Origin of the sequence: Candidatus Endolissoclinum faulkneri L2, from assembly GCF_000319385.1 — a bacterium.
Lineage (GTDB): Bacteria > Pseudomonadota > Alphaproteobacteria > Thalassobaculales > Thalassobaculaceae > Thalassobaculum > Thalassobaculum faulkneri.
This window is the reverse complement of the sequence record NC_019566.1, coordinates 1347225-1368676: the sequence shown is the minus strand read 5'-3', so window position 1 is coordinate 1368676 and position 21452 is coordinate 1347225. Positions and strand designations below refer to the sequence as shown.

The window sequence follows — 21452 nt, the reverse complement described above, 5'->3', positions numbered from 1 at the left end:
ATATCAATAATAACAGTGTCAGAGCATTGTATTTAGCACGGCCTGCTGGAAAGGCATTGCCTAAATCAATTCTACAGTTCTAATTAGAGAGTCCATTTCCATATATACCGGCTCCATAAATTTTTTTTTATTTAAAGCTTTTTATAAATAAGCATTATTTATTAAATAATCACAAGTTACATTTTATTTATCCTGCTTTTCGATAAAAACCTGTAAACGGTTTAACAACATTGTCGTCTATTTTTAAGGTAATGAAACTTATCATCAATGTCGATATCTACTGCTTATGATTTTAAGTCATTTGATACTAGATACCGAATGCCTTAAAAATCAGTAATTCAATCATATTTTGGCTTATAGACTTGTAATTAAGAATATTTTTGATCGCAATGTTAATTTGGCTATGATGTATAAGAGTAATTTATGATGATTTTAATGACACGTTGTACCTTGCTAATATTACTTAATCATTCGTATGAATGCAATGCATTTAGTCAATAGATACTTCACAAACAGATATTTGTTATCTCTATCCATTAAACAAGATCAGACTAAGCTAAACAAGATCAGACTAAGCAATTAGCTGTATATGCGGTATATTAATGACAAATAAGTTATATCAAGCCTAAACAACAGAAGGATCCACTGTAAATTCAGAGAGTTACGATTATCAGCCTAATAAAATTAGTAGCTTTTAAAAGTAAAATGGACGATTCAAATACGATATAAAGTCGCCTTAAAATTGCTAGAATTTAAGCGCATAAGGTGTCATTATATCATCTAATTCAGCAATTATTTATGACTTATGACGAATTTTAAAAGTTTTGCCTCGTCGCAAAGCTAAAGGCATAGATTGCAAATAATAATTGGTTTTTTTGCGGTAATTTTGCTGCTTATAAAGCTAGATAAGCACACTTTAGTATGAAAGTAATCTGTTCAACAATTTGCAACAAAAAAATTATAGTTATTAGCGATGTTAGGAGTGTAAAATTTATATTTTATGATCATTGATATCTTTTTTTGATGAGAGAATTGATTGGCCAGTATTTGCCCAGTCAGCCATAAATCTTTCTAAGCCATTGTCAGTCAGCGGGTGTTTGTACATAGCACGCAGCACTGCAGGAGGTAGTGTGGAGATATCAGCGCCCATTTTCGCAGCTTCTACCACGTGATGTGGACCGCGCACAGAAGCAACTAAGATTTTAGTATCAAAGTTGTAAGCATTGTAGATATCAATGATCGCTTTGATCATTACCATGCCTTCAGCGCCAATATCCTCCATGCGACCAACGAATGGGGAGATGAAAGCGGCACCAGCTTTTGCAGCTAGTAACGCTTGAGCAGGAGAAAAACATAAGGTTACGTTAACTGCTACACCATCGTCAGCAAGCGCTCGACAAGTTTTTAATCCATCAATTGTTAGCGGAACTTTAATTGTGATGTTATTGGCAATTCCTAGCAAATAACGTCCCTCCCGCATCATTCCTTCATGGTCTTTTGCGGTAACTTCAACGGATACTGGGCCAGCAACTACATCACAAATCTCAGCAATTACTTCGAAAATCGGTCGAGCAGATTTAGCTATTAGCGATGGATTGGTAGTAACACCATCTATTAAACCGGTTGCGTTAAGGTCGCGAATCTCTGAGAGATCGACAGTATCTATAAATAATTTCATTGTGTTGATCTCCGTATCAATAATTAAGCGGAGTCTTAAAAAATAGCTAAGACAAAATATTTTAACCCTATGCCTATTTAGCTATAGACTATAGGCATTTATATTTACAACAAGAAGATTAGGTTATTCCTCAAGCTATCTTCGTATTGATATTTCAATAAACTAGCAGTGGACTGAAAGTCCACTAAAATAAAAGCCTATTATGCATAGTTTGTTGCCTTTAAATAATCCATTCTCTGTTGTGAGTGTTTTGTTGCCTTTGCCTTTAGATAAAGGCTACTATTATAAAGCTAACCCAATGCTAGAGCTGGATCGCGGAGATTTGGTTGAAGTTCCTTTTGCTCGCAGGCGTTTGCTTGGAGTAGTCATTACCCTAAACAGCAAAGGTAATGCGGATTTGGAAAGATTGCGATGGATAATCAGGCGGTTTGACTTATTACGCTTACCTAAAAATTTGATTAATTTGATAGAATGGACTGCAGCTTGGACCCTTGCTCCGCGTGGTAGCGTATTACGCATGGTACTCAGTACACCATCGGCATTTGATCCGCCAAAGTCAATAATGTTTTATACGCTTAATCCTAAAGAAAATTGGATATGCCCAACGCGCCTAACTAATGCTCGTCGCCGAGTATTGTCGGTGTTAAATAATTGTACAGTTCTTGATCAAAAGAACTTGCTTGGCAGGGCTGTAGTAGGTTCAAGAGTAATTAAGAGTATGGTTAAAAGCGGTATCTTGAATTATAGTAAGGAAATTCAGCATCCGATATTTGATATCCCGGATACTAGCCGAGAAGGGCCAATGCTCAATAGAGAGCAACAGGATGCTGTTGAGATTCTAAGTCATAGAATAAATTCTAACAGATTTTCTGTGACAGCAGTAGATGGTATTACGGGCTCAGGTAAAACTGAAGTCTATTTTAGAGCAATTGCTGCAACTTTAGCTGCCGGTAAGCAGGCGTTGGTGTTATTGCCAGAAATCACGTTATCTGCTGAATGGTTAGAACGATTTACAGATCGTTTTGCTGCAAAGCCAGCAATTTGGCATTCAGCCTTACAAGCTAGAGTGCGCCGCGATACGTGGCGTGCAGTTGCACAAGGATCTGTACGAGTATTATTTGGAGCTCGTTCAGCTTTATTTTTACCCTTTAATAAACTTGGATTAATTGTTGTCGATGAGGAGCACGAATCATATTACAAGCAGGATGATGGGGTTGCTTATCATGCTCGTGATATGGCCGTAGTTCGTGCACGCTTGGAAGGGATACCCATCGTTCTTGTTAGTGCTACCCTGAGTCTTGAGACTGTAGAAAACGTTCGTCAAGGTCGCTACACTGCAATTCATTTATCTTCATCTTTTGCTGCTGTAGCTAAACCTAAAGTATCTTTAATTGACTTACGTAAGTACAAGCTAGATCGTGGAAATTTTCTCTCTCAACCATTAGTCGAAGCGATGCAAAGTACCTTGAATAAAGGGGAACAGTTAATGTTGTTTCTCAATCGTCGTGGCTATGCACCGCTGACTTTATGCTATAATTGCGGCAATCGTTTGAAGTGTTCGAAATGTACTGCTTGGCTTGTAATGCACCAGATGCTTGGTCAACTGATGTGTCATCATTGCGGTTTTTTTACTTCATTACCACAATACTGTAATTTGTGCAGTACTAGAAATAGCTTTATCTTTAGCGGTCCAGGTGTAGAACGCTTGGCTGATGAAGTTTTTCGCCGATTTCCAGACGTTAAGTTGCAAATTGCCTCTTCTGATACGATAAAAGGGCTACATAATACAGCTGAGTTAGTAAGTTCGGTGCAGTCAAAAAAAGTTCATGTCGTCATTGGTACTCAAGCAATATTCAAAGGGTACACTTTCCCTTATTTAACTTTGGTTGGAGTAGTAGATGCTGATTTGGGGCTAACAGGATGTGATCCTCGGGCATATGAGAGAACCCATCAACTTTTACATCAAGCAGTCAGTCATGTTAGCCGAACAGGCCATGCTGGTAGGGTATTTGTTCAAACTTTAGCACCAGAAAACCCAGTGATGCAGGCATTGGCATTCGACGATAGAGAATCTTTCTTACGCTTTGAAATTAATCAGAGGAAAGCATCCGGTATGCCGCCGTACGGCAAGCTAGCAGCGCTCGTGATTTCATCACTTAACATCAAGCAAGTTGATGAGGTAACTCAAGTTGTTGCCAAAGCAATGCCAAAGCTAGATGGAGTAGTAATCCTGGGACCAATTCCAGCGCCAATTACTGTTCGTCGTTGCTACCATCGACGCAGATTTATCCTTCGAGCTGACCGCAAGATAAATATTCAAAAGGTATTGCGGCATTGGCTTGCACTGATCAAACCACAAAGTTCTGTACGAATTCAAGTTGATGTTGATCCTTATAGTTTTATATGAGGGAGTTTATTGAATTCGCTTACATAACAATCCAGCTAGTATTTAAAAATTATTTAAATGTTTGTTGTTTAGTATAGAAATTTTTTGTTTTTTTAGGTGAGCTCTTAGCATAGATAGTAATTATTATCATTTTACTCTAGTTCTTTAATTTTACAATATTTCTCGTATAGTGCCTAAGCTCTAAATTTTAGAAAAATGCTTTATCTAAAATTTAGATTGAAACATACACTATTAGCTGCTAAGCTAATAGTGTATGTTATTCGTGAATGCATCTACATAGTATATTGTAGATAGCGAATTTTTAGGCTTTTTAGTCATTGTTCAACCATTATTTTGCTAGATACAATTTGTAGCACAATTATGTTCATTCTAAGGATTTTTTTCCACGCTTATGTGAAGAAATGTTCTTATGCAATAACTTTAGGTACAAAGTCTGTAATTAATTTTACCTAAACTATTTAGGTTAATAGTAAATTAAAGCTTCTTGGTCTAAGTTGGCAATATTTTAGGTACGTTGAGCCGTTACTTGTTTCGCTAACGGAGGCTTGGCTAATGAGCCCCACCTACTACATTACTACACCTATTTATTATGTAAACGATAAGCCGCATATTGGCCATGCTTATACAAGCTTAGCTTGTGACGTTATGGCTCGCTTTAAGCGTCTTGACGGCTATGACGTGATGTTTGTAACTGGTACCGATGAACATGGGCAGAAAGTAGAAAAAGCGTCTTTAGCAGCGGACTTAGATCCACAAAGTTTTACTAACATAGTCAGCCAAAATTTTTGGGATTTGGCTTGTTTGATGGGCTTTAGTCAGGACGATTTTATTCGTACAACTGAGACGCGCCATATAGCAGCTGCCCAGAGTCTTTGGTGCTTGCTTAGAAATAATGGTCATATTTATTTAGATTATTATGAAGGATGGTACTCAATTAATGACGAAACCTTTTACAGTGAAGCTGATGTAAAAAATCTTGCTGGTCAGCATATTGCACCAACTGGTGCTATAGTAGAAAGGGTGAAAAATCCTTCTTACTTTTTTGACTTGTCACGTTGGCAAGAGAAACTTTTAGCATTTTACGAAGCAAATCCAAATTTTATTGCTCCCGAAAGTCGTAGAAACGAGGTTATTGGATTCGTCAAAGGGGGGCTAAGGGATTTGTCAATCAGTAGAACTAACTTTAAATGGGGAATACCAGTACCTGACGATGAAAAACACGTTATGTATGTATGGCTTGATGCATTAACCAACTACATAACTGCTGTCGATTTTCCTAAAGTTACTAGCAAATATACTCAATACTGGCCAGCTGATTTACACATAATTGGCAAAGATATCTTGCGTTTTCATGCTGTTTATTGGCCAGCATTTCTAATGGGAGCTGGGCTTGAGCCACCAAAAAGGGTTTTTGCTCATGGTTGGTGGACTAATGATGGAAAAAAGATTTCTAAATCAATTGGCAACGTAATTGATCCAATCGCTTTAATAAGAACTTACGGACTTGACCCGGTGCGATATTATTTGATGCGTGACGTACCATTCGGTAGTGATGGTCACTTCTTAGAGCCATCTATTATTAAACGTATGACTTCAGACTTATCTAACGACATTGGCAACCTAATACAGCGGGTATTGTCTATGGTTGCAAAAAACTTTGCGTCCACTGTTCCGATCCCTGGTAAATTTACTTCCGAGGATATAGCACTTTTAGCTTCCGCAAATGCTTTGCTTGTAGTCGTGCGTAGACATTTTGATAATCAAGCCTTTCACAAAGGCTTGGAAGAGATTTTTTATGTAATTAAGTATGCTAATAAATATGTAGACGATCACGCCCCTTGGGCATTGCGCAAGAGTGATTATGAGCGAATGGCTACCGTTCTTTATACTCTTGTCGAAACTATCCGATATATAGCAGTGCTATTACAGCCGATAATGCCGACATCGTGCGCAAAGATGCTAGATCAGCTTGCAGTTCCAGTTAATGCTCGTAGCTTTAACCAATTAGCCACAAAGTGCCGTTTAGTTCCTGGTACACGACTTCCAAAACCAGAAAGTATTTTCCCTCGTTGGGTTGAGCCTAGGGGTGTCTTAGATATTGACTAAGTTAGCTGTTCCAATATTAAGTGATAGCCATTGTCACTTAGATTTTGATGATTTTAAGCCAGATCTAGAAAGTGTTATTGATAGAGCAAGACGCTCCGGAGTAATTCATATGTTAACGGTTTGCACGAGGATGAGTTGCTTTACTAGTGTTCGTAATGTTGCTGAGAATTTCTCGCATGTATATTGTTCAGTTGGCTCTCATCCGAGTCAAATATTTGAAGATACTAGTATCTCAACGAAGAAAATTGTTGCTCTAGCTTATAGCTGTAACAAGGTCGTAGCTATTGGTGAGTGCGGTCTAGATTATTTCCATAGTAACATTCCTAGGGATAAGCAAGTTGACAGTTTTCATGCGCATATTACAGCTGCACAAGAAACTGGTATGCCAATTATCATCCATACTAGAAATTCTTACGAGGAGACTGCAACAATACTAGAGAAAGAATACGCCAATAAGTCATTTAGTGGTGTTATACACTGTTTCTCTGGTCCTCATGATATGGCAATGCGGATGCTTGATATTGGCCTATATCTCTCGTTATCTGGCATTATAACATTCAAGAAATCTCATTATCTTCGTGATATAGTTGCCAATTTACCTATTAATCGTCTATTGATAGAGACTGATGCCCCATTTATTAGTCCATCACCAAATCGCGGTAAGCGTAATGAACCAGCTTACATCGTACATATAAATAAAGCATTGGCTGAGGCTAAGGGAATAAGAGAAGAGGAAAGTGCGCTAATTACTACACAGAATTTTTTACATTTATTCAACAAGGTTCCTGCTTATAAAGCAGTTTAAATAACTAAGATAAAATAAATGTTTTTTTTGATTATAACTTTGCTGATACGATCACCGTGACCTTGTACTGTTATGGAGTATGCTTAAAAATTAAAATATAAAACAATGCTATTGATTACATGTACCAATGTAAAAAACTCTAATACATAACATCAAAAGATGTAGAGTATTAAATAATTTTTGCATTATATAATGATACGATTTTAAATGCTAACATTGAGCATTGTCAAGTTAACATGTTTTTATTGCTAATCTATAGCTGAAAAAAGCGATACTCAATCTAAGCTATTCATAGAATATAAAACTAATCAATATACCTTAGCAGATCAAGGATTCTTTTAAAATATGCTACGTTAAGTAATTTTTAGTGTGCTTTTATAAACTTTTGCATTGTAATTTGTGAGATAATTAAACTCTATTTAATAGCCTAGCGCGGATAGTACCAGTTAATTGCCGTATTTCTTTTAAAATATCTACACAATTTGGTACTGCACCACAAACATCTAATACGACATATCCAATATGTCCATCTGACTGATAGTGCTGAGAGACGATGTTTAGCCCATGACGAGCAAATAAATCGTTAAGCCGTCCAAGTTCGCCGGGCTCATTGCGCTGAACCTGAATAAATCGTGTGACCAAAGTACCCTTTGGCAACTGCACCTCAGGAAAATTTACTGCACCTGTTGTCGAACCAACATCAGAATATTCGACAAACTTTCGCGCAACTTCTTCACCGATACACTCCTGTGCTTCTTCTGTTGATCCACCCACATGCGGAGTAAGAATTGCAGTTTCTATACCACGCAACTGGCTTTCGAAAAGATCTTTGTTTGATTTTGGTTCGTTTGGAAAAACATCTACAGCAGCTCCGGATAAATGGCCATCTTTTAGGGCGTTAACCAGGGCATCAATATCTACCAAACTACCGCGAGCATTATTAATTAAGAATGCGCCCTGTTTCATAGCGCGAATCCGTGCTTCAGTGAACAAGCCTTTAGTGTCTGATTGTTCTGGTAAGTGCAGGGAAACTACGTCAGCTTTGGCTAATAGTTCATCGATAGTTTTAGAAGGTTCTGCATTGCCGTGACTGAGCTTGTTAAAGCGGTCAAAATAAATCACCCGCATACCCATTGATTCAGCTAACGCAGCCAGTTGAGTACCTATATTGCCATAGCCGACTATGCCTAAAGTTTTACCCCGCACTTCACGTGAGCCAATAGCAGTTTTAAGCCAGCAGCCTTTGTGGGCGTTAATTGATTTCTTGAAAGTACCGCGCATGAGCATAACGATTTCAGCTATCGTTAGTTCGGCCACTGAGCGTGTGTTGGAGAATGGTGCATTAAATACCGGGATTCCTAACGCGGAAGCTGTCGGTAAGTCTACTTGGTTGGTACCAACTGAGAAACAGCCAACTGCTACTAACGTGCTTGCAGCTTTAAGCACTTGCTCTGTAAGTTGTGAGCGCGAACGGATACCAAGCATATGCACTCCCTTAATTGCCTCAATTAAGGCAGCTTGGTCTAATGCACTGTATATTTCATGAACATTAGTGTAGCCAGCATTAAGGAGAACATTGCGAGCACTAGGAGCAATGTTCTCCAACAAAAGTATACGAATTTGATTTTTAGGACGTGATAATTCTTTAGACATCGTAGATTTACTCTATTCGTCTTGCTAAGAACCACTTAGCATATAATATTGAAAACATATTCGTTAAAGTTTGGGTTAATTGCAGATTAATTACTGACATTATTCTAAGCTTTTGGGTATTTTATTTCTACATTATTTTACCTTGAAGTGTTAAACAAAATATCAAATGTACATTGTGATATTTTGTTTAACACTTATTGCACTTTAGTTCAATTCTAATGATAATAATATTATTTACATTAAAGATTTAGTATCTTAATCGCTTATTAAGCTTTTGTTATCTAAATAAGCTAAATTTAGCCTTTGTTAATTTATTTATAAAGCCAGTAAAGCTCACTTTAATAAACAGCAATTCTAGAAAAAATTTGCTGCCTTGTATAACTTATATTATACAAATATTGTGAAAAAAATACATCTTTAAACTTTTCGAGCAACAAAGATTAAACGAATTCAATATAATAAAACTTAGCTTTTCATAAAATACTATTAAAATAATATTTGCTGTTAAAGTGGTAGTAGATTAGATTATGCTATAGATAATCGTAACTAAATTAGTCAGTCAATTTTATTTATAGTCTAACATTTTAGAAACATTCAAAAGATCGTTAAAAATACGCATTACTCATTGTAATTAAGCAATAAGTGGCTTCTAGCAAAAACATTGTTGCTAATTGGTAATTAATTCTTAATGATATCTGTTATTCAATAAAAAACTTGAAAAATATATGTACTTGAAAATGCTATTAGCAAGGTATGCCTTCGCATTTGAACGAATGTTGTGTAGATACGAATGTGAAATTATGTAAAAAAAAGAACATTAATATAAAAGATATTCTCCGCATCTTTACTGTTAGATTAACCTTAATTAACAATTTACCAATGCTAAAGGTATTAATTAACCGCTTATTTAATACATTTTGTATTTTAAATAATTTCTAGTTAAGGTTAATTGCAGCCATGGAAATTTCTATAAGAATGGTATTTTTACTTTGTAAGAAATAATGCGATGAAAATTGAAATTTATCATAGGCTATGAACTACATGAGGTGGCATTAGTTTTATGGTAATCATTGTGATTATCATAAATTATAATTACGAATCCGCCAAATTTAATATCATTGACTTGAAGCTGAAAGATATTTCCATTTATTTTATATATAAAAGTCAATTATAATTGAGCGAACTGTTTTATATATTTTTATGCTTTAAATTTTTCATTTTTTTTAGTAACTTAAGCTAAAGTAGCTTTACTTTTGAAGCTAGAGTAAAAATGGCCAGGACATGTTAACATTTATTTAATGACTTTAACGATTGATCCAATAAAAGTGAAAGAATGAAAATATTCAATGATTATGTCAATTAAGTATAGTTATTAATCTTATTTAGTATTAATGTTTATTGAGAAAATTTTAGTTCTGTAAAATAATGAGCCTGAATAGTAATCTACTTTATTTAATATAACTGTCCATTTTAGAAAAAATTAAACAAAAATTTTGCTAAATTGTACGCAAAATAGACAAAAATAAAGATAATAATTAAAATTATTACTTAACCAAAATGTTTTATATTTGCTTATTTAAGCTATCATATAATAAGTTTTAATTTAATTAAATAATTTCTATCAAAATATAAAATATTGATTACATTCCCTTTTTGTAATTAGTTTGTATGTGAATAACTATATAATAGTTTTCCATTATTGAACCTATAGCTTATCATTGATAATGAATGATAAGCTATAGGTTCAATATATTAACTAGTGCTTGTGTTTTTATTATTGTTGTGAATCAAAATTAGCTGTTTAAGCGATAAATAAAAATAATTAAATAGTATTATTTTAGAGATGATAGTATTTGACATTTATACAGGTATATTTTTCATATAAACTTAATATTTATAAGTATTTAACTTACTTGGATTTTCTTTATTCTTTGTACTCTCGGTAGTTATTAATTTTACTATTTTTTCTTGTATACTAGCTTAATTAATTGATTTACAAATTCAATTAATTAAGCTATAACAGCAAACGTAAAAGTAAATAGTTGTATATCTAAGCTATATTGAGATAATAACTAACATATATATTAAACTAAAAGTAAATTTACTTATCGTTAATAGCAATCAATTTTAATTGTTTAGATAAACTAGAAAGATATTTTTGTTATTTATGAGGAAATCGACAAATTTATCGTTTAACAATATCAAATTACTTTAACAATTTGAATATTATTTATTTAACTTGATAGATACAATAATTTAATTAAATGAATTAATTTTTGAATAACTCTTAAAATATTACGCATTGATGCAAAAGCAAGATTTGCATTATAGATTCCTTCTTGAGATAACATAATTTTTACTTTTACGGATCGCTATGATTTCATATCAAATTCTTTATTTTAGTTATGAATGAAATTGAATAGATATAATAAGTATATAATGTAAAATGGAAAAACTTAATATCATTAAATAAAATTTGGATTAATTATTAATTTTATTTAATGATAATCAATTATTTTGAAATTGCTTTTATATTTATTATCAATAGGAATAAAAATATAATTTATTTACTTTTAGTATTGTAAACCTATGTTTTAGTAAGCCTATCATCGTAAATAATAGCTAATTAAGTTTATTCTCTCCGTAAGGAAAAAATAAGGTAAGCATTAAATAATTTATTATATATATATTGATCATTAAGGCAGAAATTTTAAAAAGCTTAATGATACTAGATTAGTATATTTATTATGTATTTTTACTCTATTAATAAAAATTAATCATTTACTTATCAGCTAATGTAAAACAATTTGATTAGTTATCAATTGTTTTGCTAATGTGTTGTTTTAAAGATAGCATGTAAAAACTTCTAAATTAGTCAGTTTTTAGTTAATCTTAAAATAAAAATATTCCACCAGCTTGCACTAGCATCATAGTTATACCATGAATTTATTAAATGTATAAAATTTTTAGTCAAATTATATTTTATATTATACAACAATCTACTTTTCTATTTGCTAATACAAGCTAGTTTCAATAGAAACTTGCTTGAAAGAAAATCAAGTACTTAATTTAAAATATAGTTAAATTTATAATAACAAAAACTAAATTTATGCCAGACTAATATGAGCATAGAACGTATATTTTAACTAAAGTGTAACAATCAAGATTAAGCATAATCAATTTATAATGCTTAACACTATAGTTATAATCAATTATGGCCAATGTTGCGTAAGATAAATAAAAAGACTCTTTAGAAAAAAATTTTTAATCCCGTCAGCGTGCTATAAAAGCTTTTTGCTCTTTTGCTGGCCATAACGAATTTTTAGTCTATTACGCATTGTAAATTCTCTGAAAATAAAGCAGTAGAAGGAATACAAGGTCAAATATGTTATTCTATATCATCATGGATTTTTAGTCCAATGGATATTTCTAACAATGGAGTTTCTATAAAACCTCCTGTGATATCTGATATATCTTTGCGGTCGATTAAAGTAGTCAGGGTACGTACTTCACTTGTACCTAGCGAGCAGCTTCCTAAACCAATTTCACTTGCCATTAGCTCCACTGTAGCTGCTGCTGAACCAGCATTAAGTAGAGCTAGGCGATAACCCAGTGCACCGTATTTCTGAACAAGAAGGTCAACTCGAGAAGCTAAAATAAGCATCACAGGTGGTGGATTGTTTGAACGCATCATCGCTGTTGAGGCTCCATCAAACAATCGATACATAGCACTTGCTTCACTGCCTAAATGGTTAAGTTGATCTAACAATGGATCATGACGATAAAGACCAACTTCTAAATCTTCACCATTTCTTACAGCCAAATATCCAATAAGTTCTCCAAGACCACCAGCAGCAGGAAAGGCTCTTTCAACCCAACGAGATGCACCGAGACATCTGACTTTTTGAAAAGCAAGTGTTTGTGTCAGCAACAAGCGTAATGTCGTTGCACTTGGAGGCTTTAGAGAAAAATCACGTAACGAGCGTCTTTTTGCAAATATCTCCGCAATAGATCTATTAGGTAAGCGAGTAGAATCTATCCGGCGCCATTCAGGCACTGGAAGTCCTTGAATTTTGTTTGTAGGTATGATCGAAATTTTTCGACCGTCGTCTCGTGGACGAGATGAGTCATGCATAACCTGGTCAGCAAAAGCCCAATTACGAGTTACTAATGATCCACCCGCTGCTCCACAGCGTAGCAAAAAATCATTTAGTGCTTTGTTTTCGTAAGATATAGTACTTGCCAGAAGACCAGATGCCAATTTCGCTCCCTCAATGGATAGACGAATGTGATAGCTAAGCCCAGGGCAGGAAAAAATAACAGGAAATTTCATGTCACCATCATCTGCTCGACGTAGATGTGATGCGGGATCAAGCTCTCCGCTTGGTTTTTCTAATTGAAATTTTTTAGTTATTGTTGTAGCATGTGCTATAGGCTTTCCTTCTTTCGTTAGTTCCCAGCTTAAAGATAATCGGCAACTTAGCCATTCGATAGCATTATAAATCTTAGCATCATCTAGTGAAGCTACAAGTGTTTGCTCATCTATACCTTGCGGTTGAGCAAGTAAACTTATCAAATTAGTGATTTGTTGATTTTGCATATCAAGAACATCTGGTGATTTCTTCCCAGTATCGATAATAATCCGTAAACCATCTCTTTGTAACGAAGCACTTGGTTGATTAATTCGTAATGATATACGTGTGTCGCTATCCGATAAAGTATTTGTCATTAACATCACTACTCTTAGTAATTGTTGAGGCTATGGATAATGTTTAAAGGTTAATGTTAGCCAATTTGTAATAATACTTTTTTTTTGGTAAAGCAGTATTATTACGGCCGCAACGAAGACAATTTTATTTAACATTATGCTATAGAAAAATATATTGTCTGATGTTATACTTTTCTCGTTGTACTGTTCACGAGATAAGTTATCCTTATTTTTTAAACCTTAATTAGTTATATCTTTAAATTATTAAGTTAATTAATTTTACTTTTATTTACTAAAATTATTCTTCTTTTGTCAGTAATATAGATATTATTTGCACTCCGTAGCTAATAGCTTAATTTGTTAAAAAAGATTATAGCATCTATAGTATAGATCTTGCTTTGTTAAATCAATATTAAAATAAATAAAAATATCTTTTAGTCGTTTTAAAAGCTTAATTTTTCATCTCGGTTATTTATTTAATTGTACTTTAGTTCAATATTGCCACTTTCCTTTAAAGTAATATAAAGATGAAATTAAGTTTTAATTTTGTTATGCGTTAGATATACTATGTACCAATAGTATAAGTTTATTTTACTTTAAGCACTGAGTTTTATTAAATCTTCCTTACTAGTAGTAAAATTTGCTAAGAACTTTTAAAGTGGTTAAAAATTTACATAATTTTATGCTAAAAGTTTAATTATAGGTTTGCTATTGGGGATTAAAAAAAACAACGTGCCTTAATATATTTGTAAGTTTTAATAAAAATATTATTTATCTTTAGTAAATTTAACCAAACCTTTAGCAGAGTATTTTCCCAGTAATTATGAGATCTTTAATCTAGCTTTAGTATCCTTTCTGTAATAAACAACATAGTTGCTGAAAATAATTCTACAGAATTAAGTAGTTGCAAAAAAAATGCGCAAAAATAAATACCAACTATAGCGGTAGTGGCTTTGTATTGTATAATATAAAATGCTCAATTATTTTTTTAGCTATATTTTACAAACAATAAAAATGATTATTATCTGTGCATTAAATAATATTTATTTTAATTAGCTAAAACGTACTATTTATTAAGTCAAATACAAATTTGATCGCAAAAACTCCTGAAAAAATATTATTACTTTATTTTTATCGAACTAATCTTCATTTTGCTTGAAATCAATATATTTTTAATATGTAAAACTATCGGCATATCGATGAGTTTTAATCACTTGATCATTACATTTTTGCGGAAGTTGGTAGAAAGAGATTTAATAAAAAATCTTTTTTGCTTTAGTGGCAGGAAGCATTAAATTAAATTAAAATTTAAACTTAAATTTATTGTTATCAAGATTGTATTATCGATTTTTATCCTAATAAAGTTAGTTAGCTGGGAGGACAGTACTCGAATTTAATAAGAAAAGCAAAAAAGATAAAATACTCTCCTGGAGTACAAAATAACACATTAGTAAAGCATATTGAGCATACGTTAACTATGACTACAAAGCAAATAGTACTTTTGTTTTTTTAATGTACTATTAATTATCCCTGGTGTAATAGAGAGTAAATATTTTTCTTCTTACTTTATTTGATACTATAAATATTTTGTATAGTTCGCGTATGTTGAATCATAAGTAGATAATTAATAATAAGTTTACTAGCAAATATTCTGCATACAATAACAGTATTAATATACTAACTCTTTAATTTTTACTGTGAAATTTAGTCATGAGGAAAGGAGATTGGCTGATGTTTATCAGGAATTTTTACTTATACTTGGGTTGTTAAAAGCATTAATTATCTGATAATTTGCAACCTCAAGTTGTTGATTTTTAGCTTTAGTAAAAATTAGTATAATAATTAGAGTGATGTAGCGAATTTTTGCATCAAAAATATTGCATAGTTGGGCTTTTTCAAAAAAAAAGATAATTTTACTATGTAAAAATGGTTTATGTTATAGCTTAATTTTATTCTTATTGACTCTCTCATTTATCATTTAGAAATAATATTTTGTTTGATGTATAAACAATACAAAAAATTGTTTTTTGGTTCAATTATCAAAACAATTTTTTATATAAAAAAATAAAATTAATTTAACCTCATTGTACTTATTTAGTGTAAATAATTTTTAAACATATTTTTATTTTAAATTCCTATTTAACAGTGTGCTTACTATAACCATAGTTATAGTCTGGTTTTTAATTTTTTCGTTAAAAAATCTAATACTAGTTAAATAATAGTTAGTTTATGGTTAGCTAAATATTTATTTCAATAACAATAGATCTTTTCTTTGAAAGAATATAAATCTACTGATTTATTGCTTAAGATTTTTTCAAAAATTTTTTTGCGAAATAGTTAATTGAATATGTATCTAATATACAAATTTTTTGAGATATTCTTTACTATAGATAAATAAGATTTTTAGCAAAAAAAGAAATATATTTTATTATTGTATTATTTATATGTTACTTGATTATTATTTAGTGTAAGGGTATTTTATATATTTACAGTTTAAAAATTATTTTTTAATTGGAAGTTCACTTGCTAAATAAAGCTACCTTAGCAAGGGCATTTGCTTTAACTGACAAAATGTAAAATTTAACATTCTAGAGTAAAATCTACTTAATACTACGTAATCTAGTTAATAAGTATATTGTATAAAATGCGTGTAGTGCCACTTCTTTAAGTAAGTATACAAAATTATACAGGAAAAATTTTTGAATCTGTGTGCTTTTTAGCTATTTACAGATCATATTAGAGATGAAGGAGAAATGATTTGGCAAAAACTACAACCGTTTTGATCAAGATGGTTAGTACAGCTGATACTGGTTATTTTTATGTTACTAAGAAAAATCCTCGTACAAAAGCGGAAAAACTTAAGTTTCGTAAATACGATCCGGTTATACGCAAACATGTTTTATTCAAAGAATCTCATATAAAATAAGCTAATTATCAGGATAGTTTTATTTATTAATGCAATTAAACAAAAGTTAATCTTTATAAATTTCAATAAGAATTAGTATCTTTATTATGTATAGAAAATAAAATCAGCAATTGATTCTTTGTGTAAAAGCGTTTAATCAATGATATTGATTAGTCAATTTATTCATAATTGAATAAAACTATATAATTTATAATATTAGCTTTTGGTTTGGTAAAAGTAATGATTAGTTGATTAAACTTAGGCCAAAAAACTAGCTTGAGTATAATATTAAGATTATTAAGACTAAGAGAAATAAGTATTATATTTGCTTATTGACCTATTAAAGTACATAATATAGAAAATATTATTTATGAAAAATAGATGTTACCTTGATTATATTTATTATAGTATTTGAAGATAGTAAAAGATTTTTTTATTATATAAACTGTTTTAATTAATATCCTTTAAATTTTTAATCTATTGGAATTTTATAAAAATGATTTGGAAAATTAGTTAAGCTTAGATTAGGTATAGCTTAACTTGATATATTCCTAATCTCTCGATCCATTGTATTATGGTTATTTTGTTTATTGAAGTAATGATTCATAAGCTTATAATTCCATATAAGCAAGAAATATTTTTTATGGGGGTAATTAGATTGCTGAAAAGATTAACAGCGGATCCAGAAATCATGTAATTTAGCTGTTAAATCAATAGTAATAATGCAGCAGTAATATTACTTAAAATATGTTAAAGTGTTAATATACTGAATTTTGCTCCATAAGTGCTCTTAATGCAATAAGCATTATCTATATAGTTTGTGGAAAGTAAAATCCTCAACTGCTAATTAGCAATTGATTTTCACGGAAAAAATAATACTGCAGGAATGTCAAACAATGTATTTTAGTTTTTATACTAAAATTTAGATGTAGTTTTAGTTAACTATGGGTAAATTTTTTCTTTTCCATTAAAGCTAATAGTACAACTATATTATCTAAAATTATGTTTCTCGGATCCAAACATAATTTTATTAATTTTTTTTGGTGCTTGTTATCTTAACTGCTTAATCTAATTTCAGAGAAATATTAAGCATATGTTAATTTTTCTAAGTTTTTTTTAAAGGTTTACTGGTAAGAGTAATTATTAATAACTATACCTAAATAAGTTTTGATATAAAAATTATTAGATAAACAACTTCATTATGAACTAGTACATTAGCTAAATAATAAATATATCTATTTATCCTAGCATTAAATAATCTTCCTGCTATGCTTAGGTAGCTAACTAAATAGCTGATTATTTTCTAATGAAAAATAATAAATAAAATATTTTATTAAAATAGCGCTGCTCAAAAGAGTGTAAATTATATTATTGACTATTACTGAATTAAATACCTCATGGTCAATTAAGGATTGAGCTGTAATAGTTAGTTAAAACTATATGTTAGATATAAATAAGCTAATTTAATAAAATTAAAATGGCATATGGTTATACTTTTAAACCAGTTAAAGAATATCAAGAATGATATCTACATTGTTATAAAACAATTAACCTTCCAAAAATTTAGAAATATTGCTTAGGTAATTAAGCTAGTTAAGCGCATGAAATAGTTAAAATCATTTCTTTTATTATATTTAACTTGCTTTACTCAATTACAATTTAGCGATTGTAGTTTCACTGATCATCGTAATATTAAAGATTAGATTAAAATTAAAAGCCAAAAAAAAATCTTCTTTTAGGCATAATCTTAATTTATTAATAAAAAATTAAGATATAAATACGTGCGAAAATATATTTACAAAATAAAATAGTCAATTTAAATAATCGACTTTATCTTAAATATGAATTGTTTGATCAGCTATAGCCATAGCTGCTTCTTTGATCGCTTCGTTCAAAGTGGGGTGGCCATGACATATGCGTGCGATATCTTCTGCTGCACCTCCAAACTCCATAATTACACAAATTTCGTGTATAAGCGTACCAGCATTTGGCCCTATAATATGAGCGCCAAGAACCTGGTGTGTGTTTTTATCTGCTAGGATTTTTACTTGTCCTTCAGTATCAACATTTGCTCGTGCACGGCTATTAGCAGAAAATGGAAACACACCCCTATGATATTCAATTTTAGATTCTTTTAATTGTTCCTCTGTATTGCCAACAGAAGCTACTTCTGGCCATGTGTAAATGATCTTTGGAACTAAGTCATAGTTCACCTTTCCTGATTGCCCAGCTATAATTTCTACGACAGCAATAGCATCTTCTTCAGCTTTATGAGCTAGCATAGGACCATTAATAACATCACCGATTGCGTAGATGCCGTCTATGTTTGTTTGAAAGTCTTGATCAACTTTAATAAATCCATATTCATCGCATTTTATCCGTACATCTTCTAAGCCTAAGCCTTTGTGATATGGGCGACGACCGGTAGCTATGAGCACTACGTCGCCATTTAGTTCTTCGGTAGTTTTGCCTGTAGTATTTTTAATAGTTAGCTTAACATGATTATTGTTAAGCTTGGCTTGAGTAACTTTTGTTGACATCCTAAAATCTATGCCTTGCTTTTCCATAGCGCGTTTAAATAGCTTACCTAGCTCTTGGTCCATAGTAGGTATAATACGATCCAGAAACTCAACAACGGTTACCTTAGCACCAAATCTCTTCCACACTGAACCCAATTCTAAGCCAATTACACCACCCCCAATTACGATTAATTGTTTAGGCACACATGTTAAATTCAGTGCGCCAGTAGATGTAATTATATGCTTTTCGTCAACTTTAATACCTGGGATCGAAATCGCTTTTGAACCAGTTGCAATCAAGGTATTGTGGCATTTAACGATCTTTTTATCACCACCTGGAGTGACAATTTCCACTTTACCCGGTTCAGTGATTTTAGCAACTCCTTGCAGCCAGTCAACATTATTTTTTTTAAACAAAAATTTTATGCCTTCAGTGAGATTGTTAACTATCTCAGTTTTCTTTTCCATAAGCTTATTTATGTTGAGCTTAGGAGGTGACACTTCAATGCCAAAATGATCCAATCGTTGCTCGACTTCTAAATATTTTTCTGAAGCATTTAGCAAAGTTTTGGATGGTATGCATCCAATATTTAGGCAAGTTCCACCAAGTGATCTGTGTCGCTCCACACAAGCAATCTTTAATCCAAGCTGTGACCCTCGGATTGCAGCAACATAACCTCCTGGCCCAGATCCAATAACGACAATATCATAGTCAATAGACATGATTGCTCCTAATTTGGGTTATCTACTTAGAAAGTATAAATACATTAAGATAAATTAAAAATAAACTAAAAATATTACAATAAATAAAGTATCGTGAAGTGTTATTTTACATATAATCTATCTAATCATAACTTAACCAGTAATAATAATATTAAGTTAATTTAGTAATTAATTCAAAAATTGAATGTAATTTTTATTATTTCTAATTGAAAGTTCTTTCAATGATCAGCCTAAGTTATAAAATAATCTTTTAAAAGTAAAAAATACTTTATAGATTTTAGCACTAGGCAATGACAATTAAATCAATAATTAATTAACAGAAAATCTAACGCCATTACCTAACACAAGCCATTAAATTATTTGTTTGTAGTATTTTATTGAATTTTTTATTCAAGCAAAGACAGCAAATAGTGTATCAGCATTAATAAATTAAAATTTTTAAAAATTATTTACCAATAACTTAAAGTATAAACATAGTTTTTAAATTAAATGAATAGAATATATTTATATAATAAATTTACTTTGCTTCAAAACTAGTCTAAACAAGGATTGTAATTTACTGCAAGAGCATATTTCAGTGAAATGATAGCACAACGTTACTAAATAGATTAAAACAGCTAAATTTTGTGGATAATACTTAATAATTTATAAGTCTAGTAATAACTGGTTTGGATCTTCAATAGCATCCTTGACTTTAACTAGAAAAGTGACAGCTTCACGGCCATCAACAATCCTATGATCGTAACTCAGTGCTAGATACATCATTTGACGTATTTCAACAGAATTACCAATCACTATTGGTCTGGGCTGGATTTTATGCATACCAAGAATACCGGATTGAGGTGGATTAAGAATCGGAGTAGACATCATAGACCCATATATGCCACCGTTAGATATAGTAAAAGTGCCGCCCTGCATTTCATTAATAGAAAGCTTACCATCGCGTGCCTTTACGCCAAGTTCATATATAGTCTTTTCAACAGTAGCAAAAGAAAGTTGATCAGCATCACGCAATATTGGCACTACCAGACCTGTAGCAGTACCAACAGCAACACCTATATCAAAAAAGTTTTTATAAATAATTTCATCATAATATATTTCGGCATTAAGAACGGGAAGCTGGCGTAAGGCATGAACGCAAGCTTTAACGAAAAAGCTCATAAAGCCAAGTCTTACACCATGCTTCTTCTCGAAGCTATTTTTGTGTTGTTTGCGCAAATTCATTACTGTCGTCATATCAACTTCATTGAATGTAGTTAATGTAGCTGCAGTACTTTGAGCTTCCTTTAAACGATTTGCTATAACCTGACGGAGTCTTGTCATTTTCACGCGTTCTTCGCGAGGATTTTCCGGACGATGCGGTATTTGCTCTGCTATTGATACACTATTGATAAATGCACGTTTCGCTGTACCTGCAGCAATCGCTTGTAGCACATCTTTCCGAATTAATCGGCCATCTTTGCCAGTAGGAGTAATCCTTGTTGGATCTAGATTGTTTTCTTCAACTAATTTACGCACCGCAGGAGACATACTTTTTAATTCAAAATTATTAGTAGCAAGAGAAGAAGGTAGTACCGGAACATCATTTTTTTGTTGTACAACAATTTGTTTTAATTCATCTTTTCGTATAGAATGGGATATATTTTGTTCAATCATGCCAAGCACCGCATTAACCTTCACCTTGTCCCCAATTTTAGCGCTAATATTTGTTAGGATGCCGTTTGATGGTGCATTAACCTCTATAGTAACTTTATCCGTTTCAAGCTCTAATAAAGGCTCATCGGCGTTGACGACATCTCCGGGCGACTTAATCCATTTTGCAATTGTCGCTTCAGAGACATAATCCCCGAGTGCTGGAACCTTAATCTCTGTTGCCATAGCTATATTTAGTCCTTTTTATATTTTATTATCAATCAGTAAAGCTGCATAGATAGTTAAAATCATTCAT

The 21452-nt window shown here is 31.9% G+C and carries 9 protein-coding genes; 4 read left to right on the top strand and 5 right to left on the bottom strand.

The genetic code is table 11. The annotated features are described in order from the left end of the window. Positions 1-991: 991 nt before the first annotated feature. Positions 992-1678, bottom strand: a complete 687-nt coding sequence (gene fsa, locus A1OE_RS03920) for a fructose-6-phosphate aldolase (RefSeq protein ID WP_015089150.1) — start codon at positions 1676-1678, stop codon at positions 992-994. Between the two features lie 214 nt (positions 1679-1892). Here fsa and A1OE_RS03915 point away from each other — a divergent pair, with 214 nt between their 5' ends. From A1OE_RS03915 to A1OE_RS03905, 3 genes are all read left to right on the top strand, one after another. Continuing rightward, positions 1893-4085 carry a primosomal protein N' gene (locus A1OE_RS03915; RefSeq protein WP_202802552.1) on the top strand — a complete coding sequence of 731 codons (2193 nt, stop codon included), beginning with the start codon at positions 1893-1895 and terminating at the stop codon, positions 4083-4085. Between the two features lie 552 nt (positions 4086-4637). After that, a complete protein-coding gene (metG, locus tag A1OE_RS03910) occupies positions 4638-6191 on the top strand; it encodes a methionine--tRNA ligase (protein ID WP_015089147.1) in 1554 nt (517 codons plus the stop codon). Next, positions 6184-6996, top strand: a complete 813-nt coding sequence (locus A1OE_RS03905) for a TatD family hydrolase (protein WP_015089146.1) — start codon at positions 6184-6186, stop codon at positions 6994-6996. Before metG ends, A1OE_RS03905 begins: the two co-directional genes overlap by 8 nt. A gap of 408 nt (positions 6997-7404) precedes the next feature. Here the strand turns inward: A1OE_RS03905 and serA are convergent, their stop codons facing one another. After that, positions 7405-8649, bottom strand: a complete 1245-nt coding sequence (gene serA, locus A1OE_RS03900) for a phosphoglycerate dehydrogenase (RefSeq protein WP_015089145.1) — start codon at positions 8647-8649, stop codon at positions 7405-7407. Between the two features lie 3388 nt (positions 8650-12037). Beyond that, positions 12038-13378, bottom strand: a complete 1341-nt coding sequence (locus A1OE_RS03895; protein ID WP_044283305.1) for a SagB/ThcOx family dehydrogenase — start codon at positions 13376-13378, stop codon at positions 12038-12040. A gap of 2737 nt (positions 13379-16115) precedes the next feature. Here A1OE_RS03895 and rpmG point away from each other — a divergent pair. Continuing rightward, entirely contained in the window at positions 16116-16283 is a 168-nt protein-coding gene (gene rpmG, locus A1OE_RS03890) for a 50S ribosomal protein L33 (protein WP_015089138.1), read from the top strand. Positions 16284-18097: 1814 nt separating this feature from the next. Here rpmG and lpdA read toward each other — a convergent pair. Both lpdA and odhB read right to left on the bottom strand, forming a co-directional pair. Further along, the gene (gene lpdA, locus A1OE_RS03885) at positions 18098-19504 is read right to left on the bottom strand and encodes a dihydrolipoyl dehydrogenase (protein ID WP_015089136.1); all 1407 of its coding nucleotides are present in this window, start codon (positions 19502-19504) and stop codon (positions 18098-18100) included. A gap of 645 nt (positions 19505-20149) precedes the next feature. Continuing rightward, positions 20150-21382 (bottom strand): 2-oxoglutarate dehydrogenase complex dihydrolipoyllysine-residue succinyltransferase, encoded by a 1233-nt coding sequence (odhB, locus tag A1OE_RS03880; RefSeq protein ID WP_015089135.1) that lies wholly within the window; start codon positions 21380-21382, stop codon positions 20150-20152. Positions 21383-21452: the final 70 nt, after the last annotated feature.

Excerpts from the sequence above, each read along its gene's own strand:
- fsa (WP_015089150.1), bottom strand. The coding sequence starts at position 1,678 with ATGAAATTATTTATAGATACTGTCGATCTCTCAGAGATTCGCGACCTT.
- metG (WP_015089147.1), top strand. The coding sequence starts at position 4,638 with ATGAGCCCCACCTACTACATTACTACACCTATTTATTATGTAAACGAT.
- serA (WP_015089145.1), bottom strand. The coding sequence starts at position 8,649 with ATGTCTAAAGAATTATCACGTCCTAAAAATCAAATTCGTATACTTTTG.
- A1OE_RS03895 (WP_044283305.1), bottom strand. The coding sequence starts at position 13,378 with ATGACAAATACTTTATCGGATAGCGACACACGTATATCATTACGAATT.
- lpdA (WP_015089136.1), bottom strand. The coding sequence starts at position 19,504 with ATGTCTATTGACTATGATATTGTCGTTATTGGATCTGGGCCAGGAGGT.
- odhB (WP_015089135.1), bottom strand. The coding sequence starts at position 21,382 with ATGGCAACAGAGATTAAGGTTCCAGCACTCGGGGATTATGTCTCTGAA.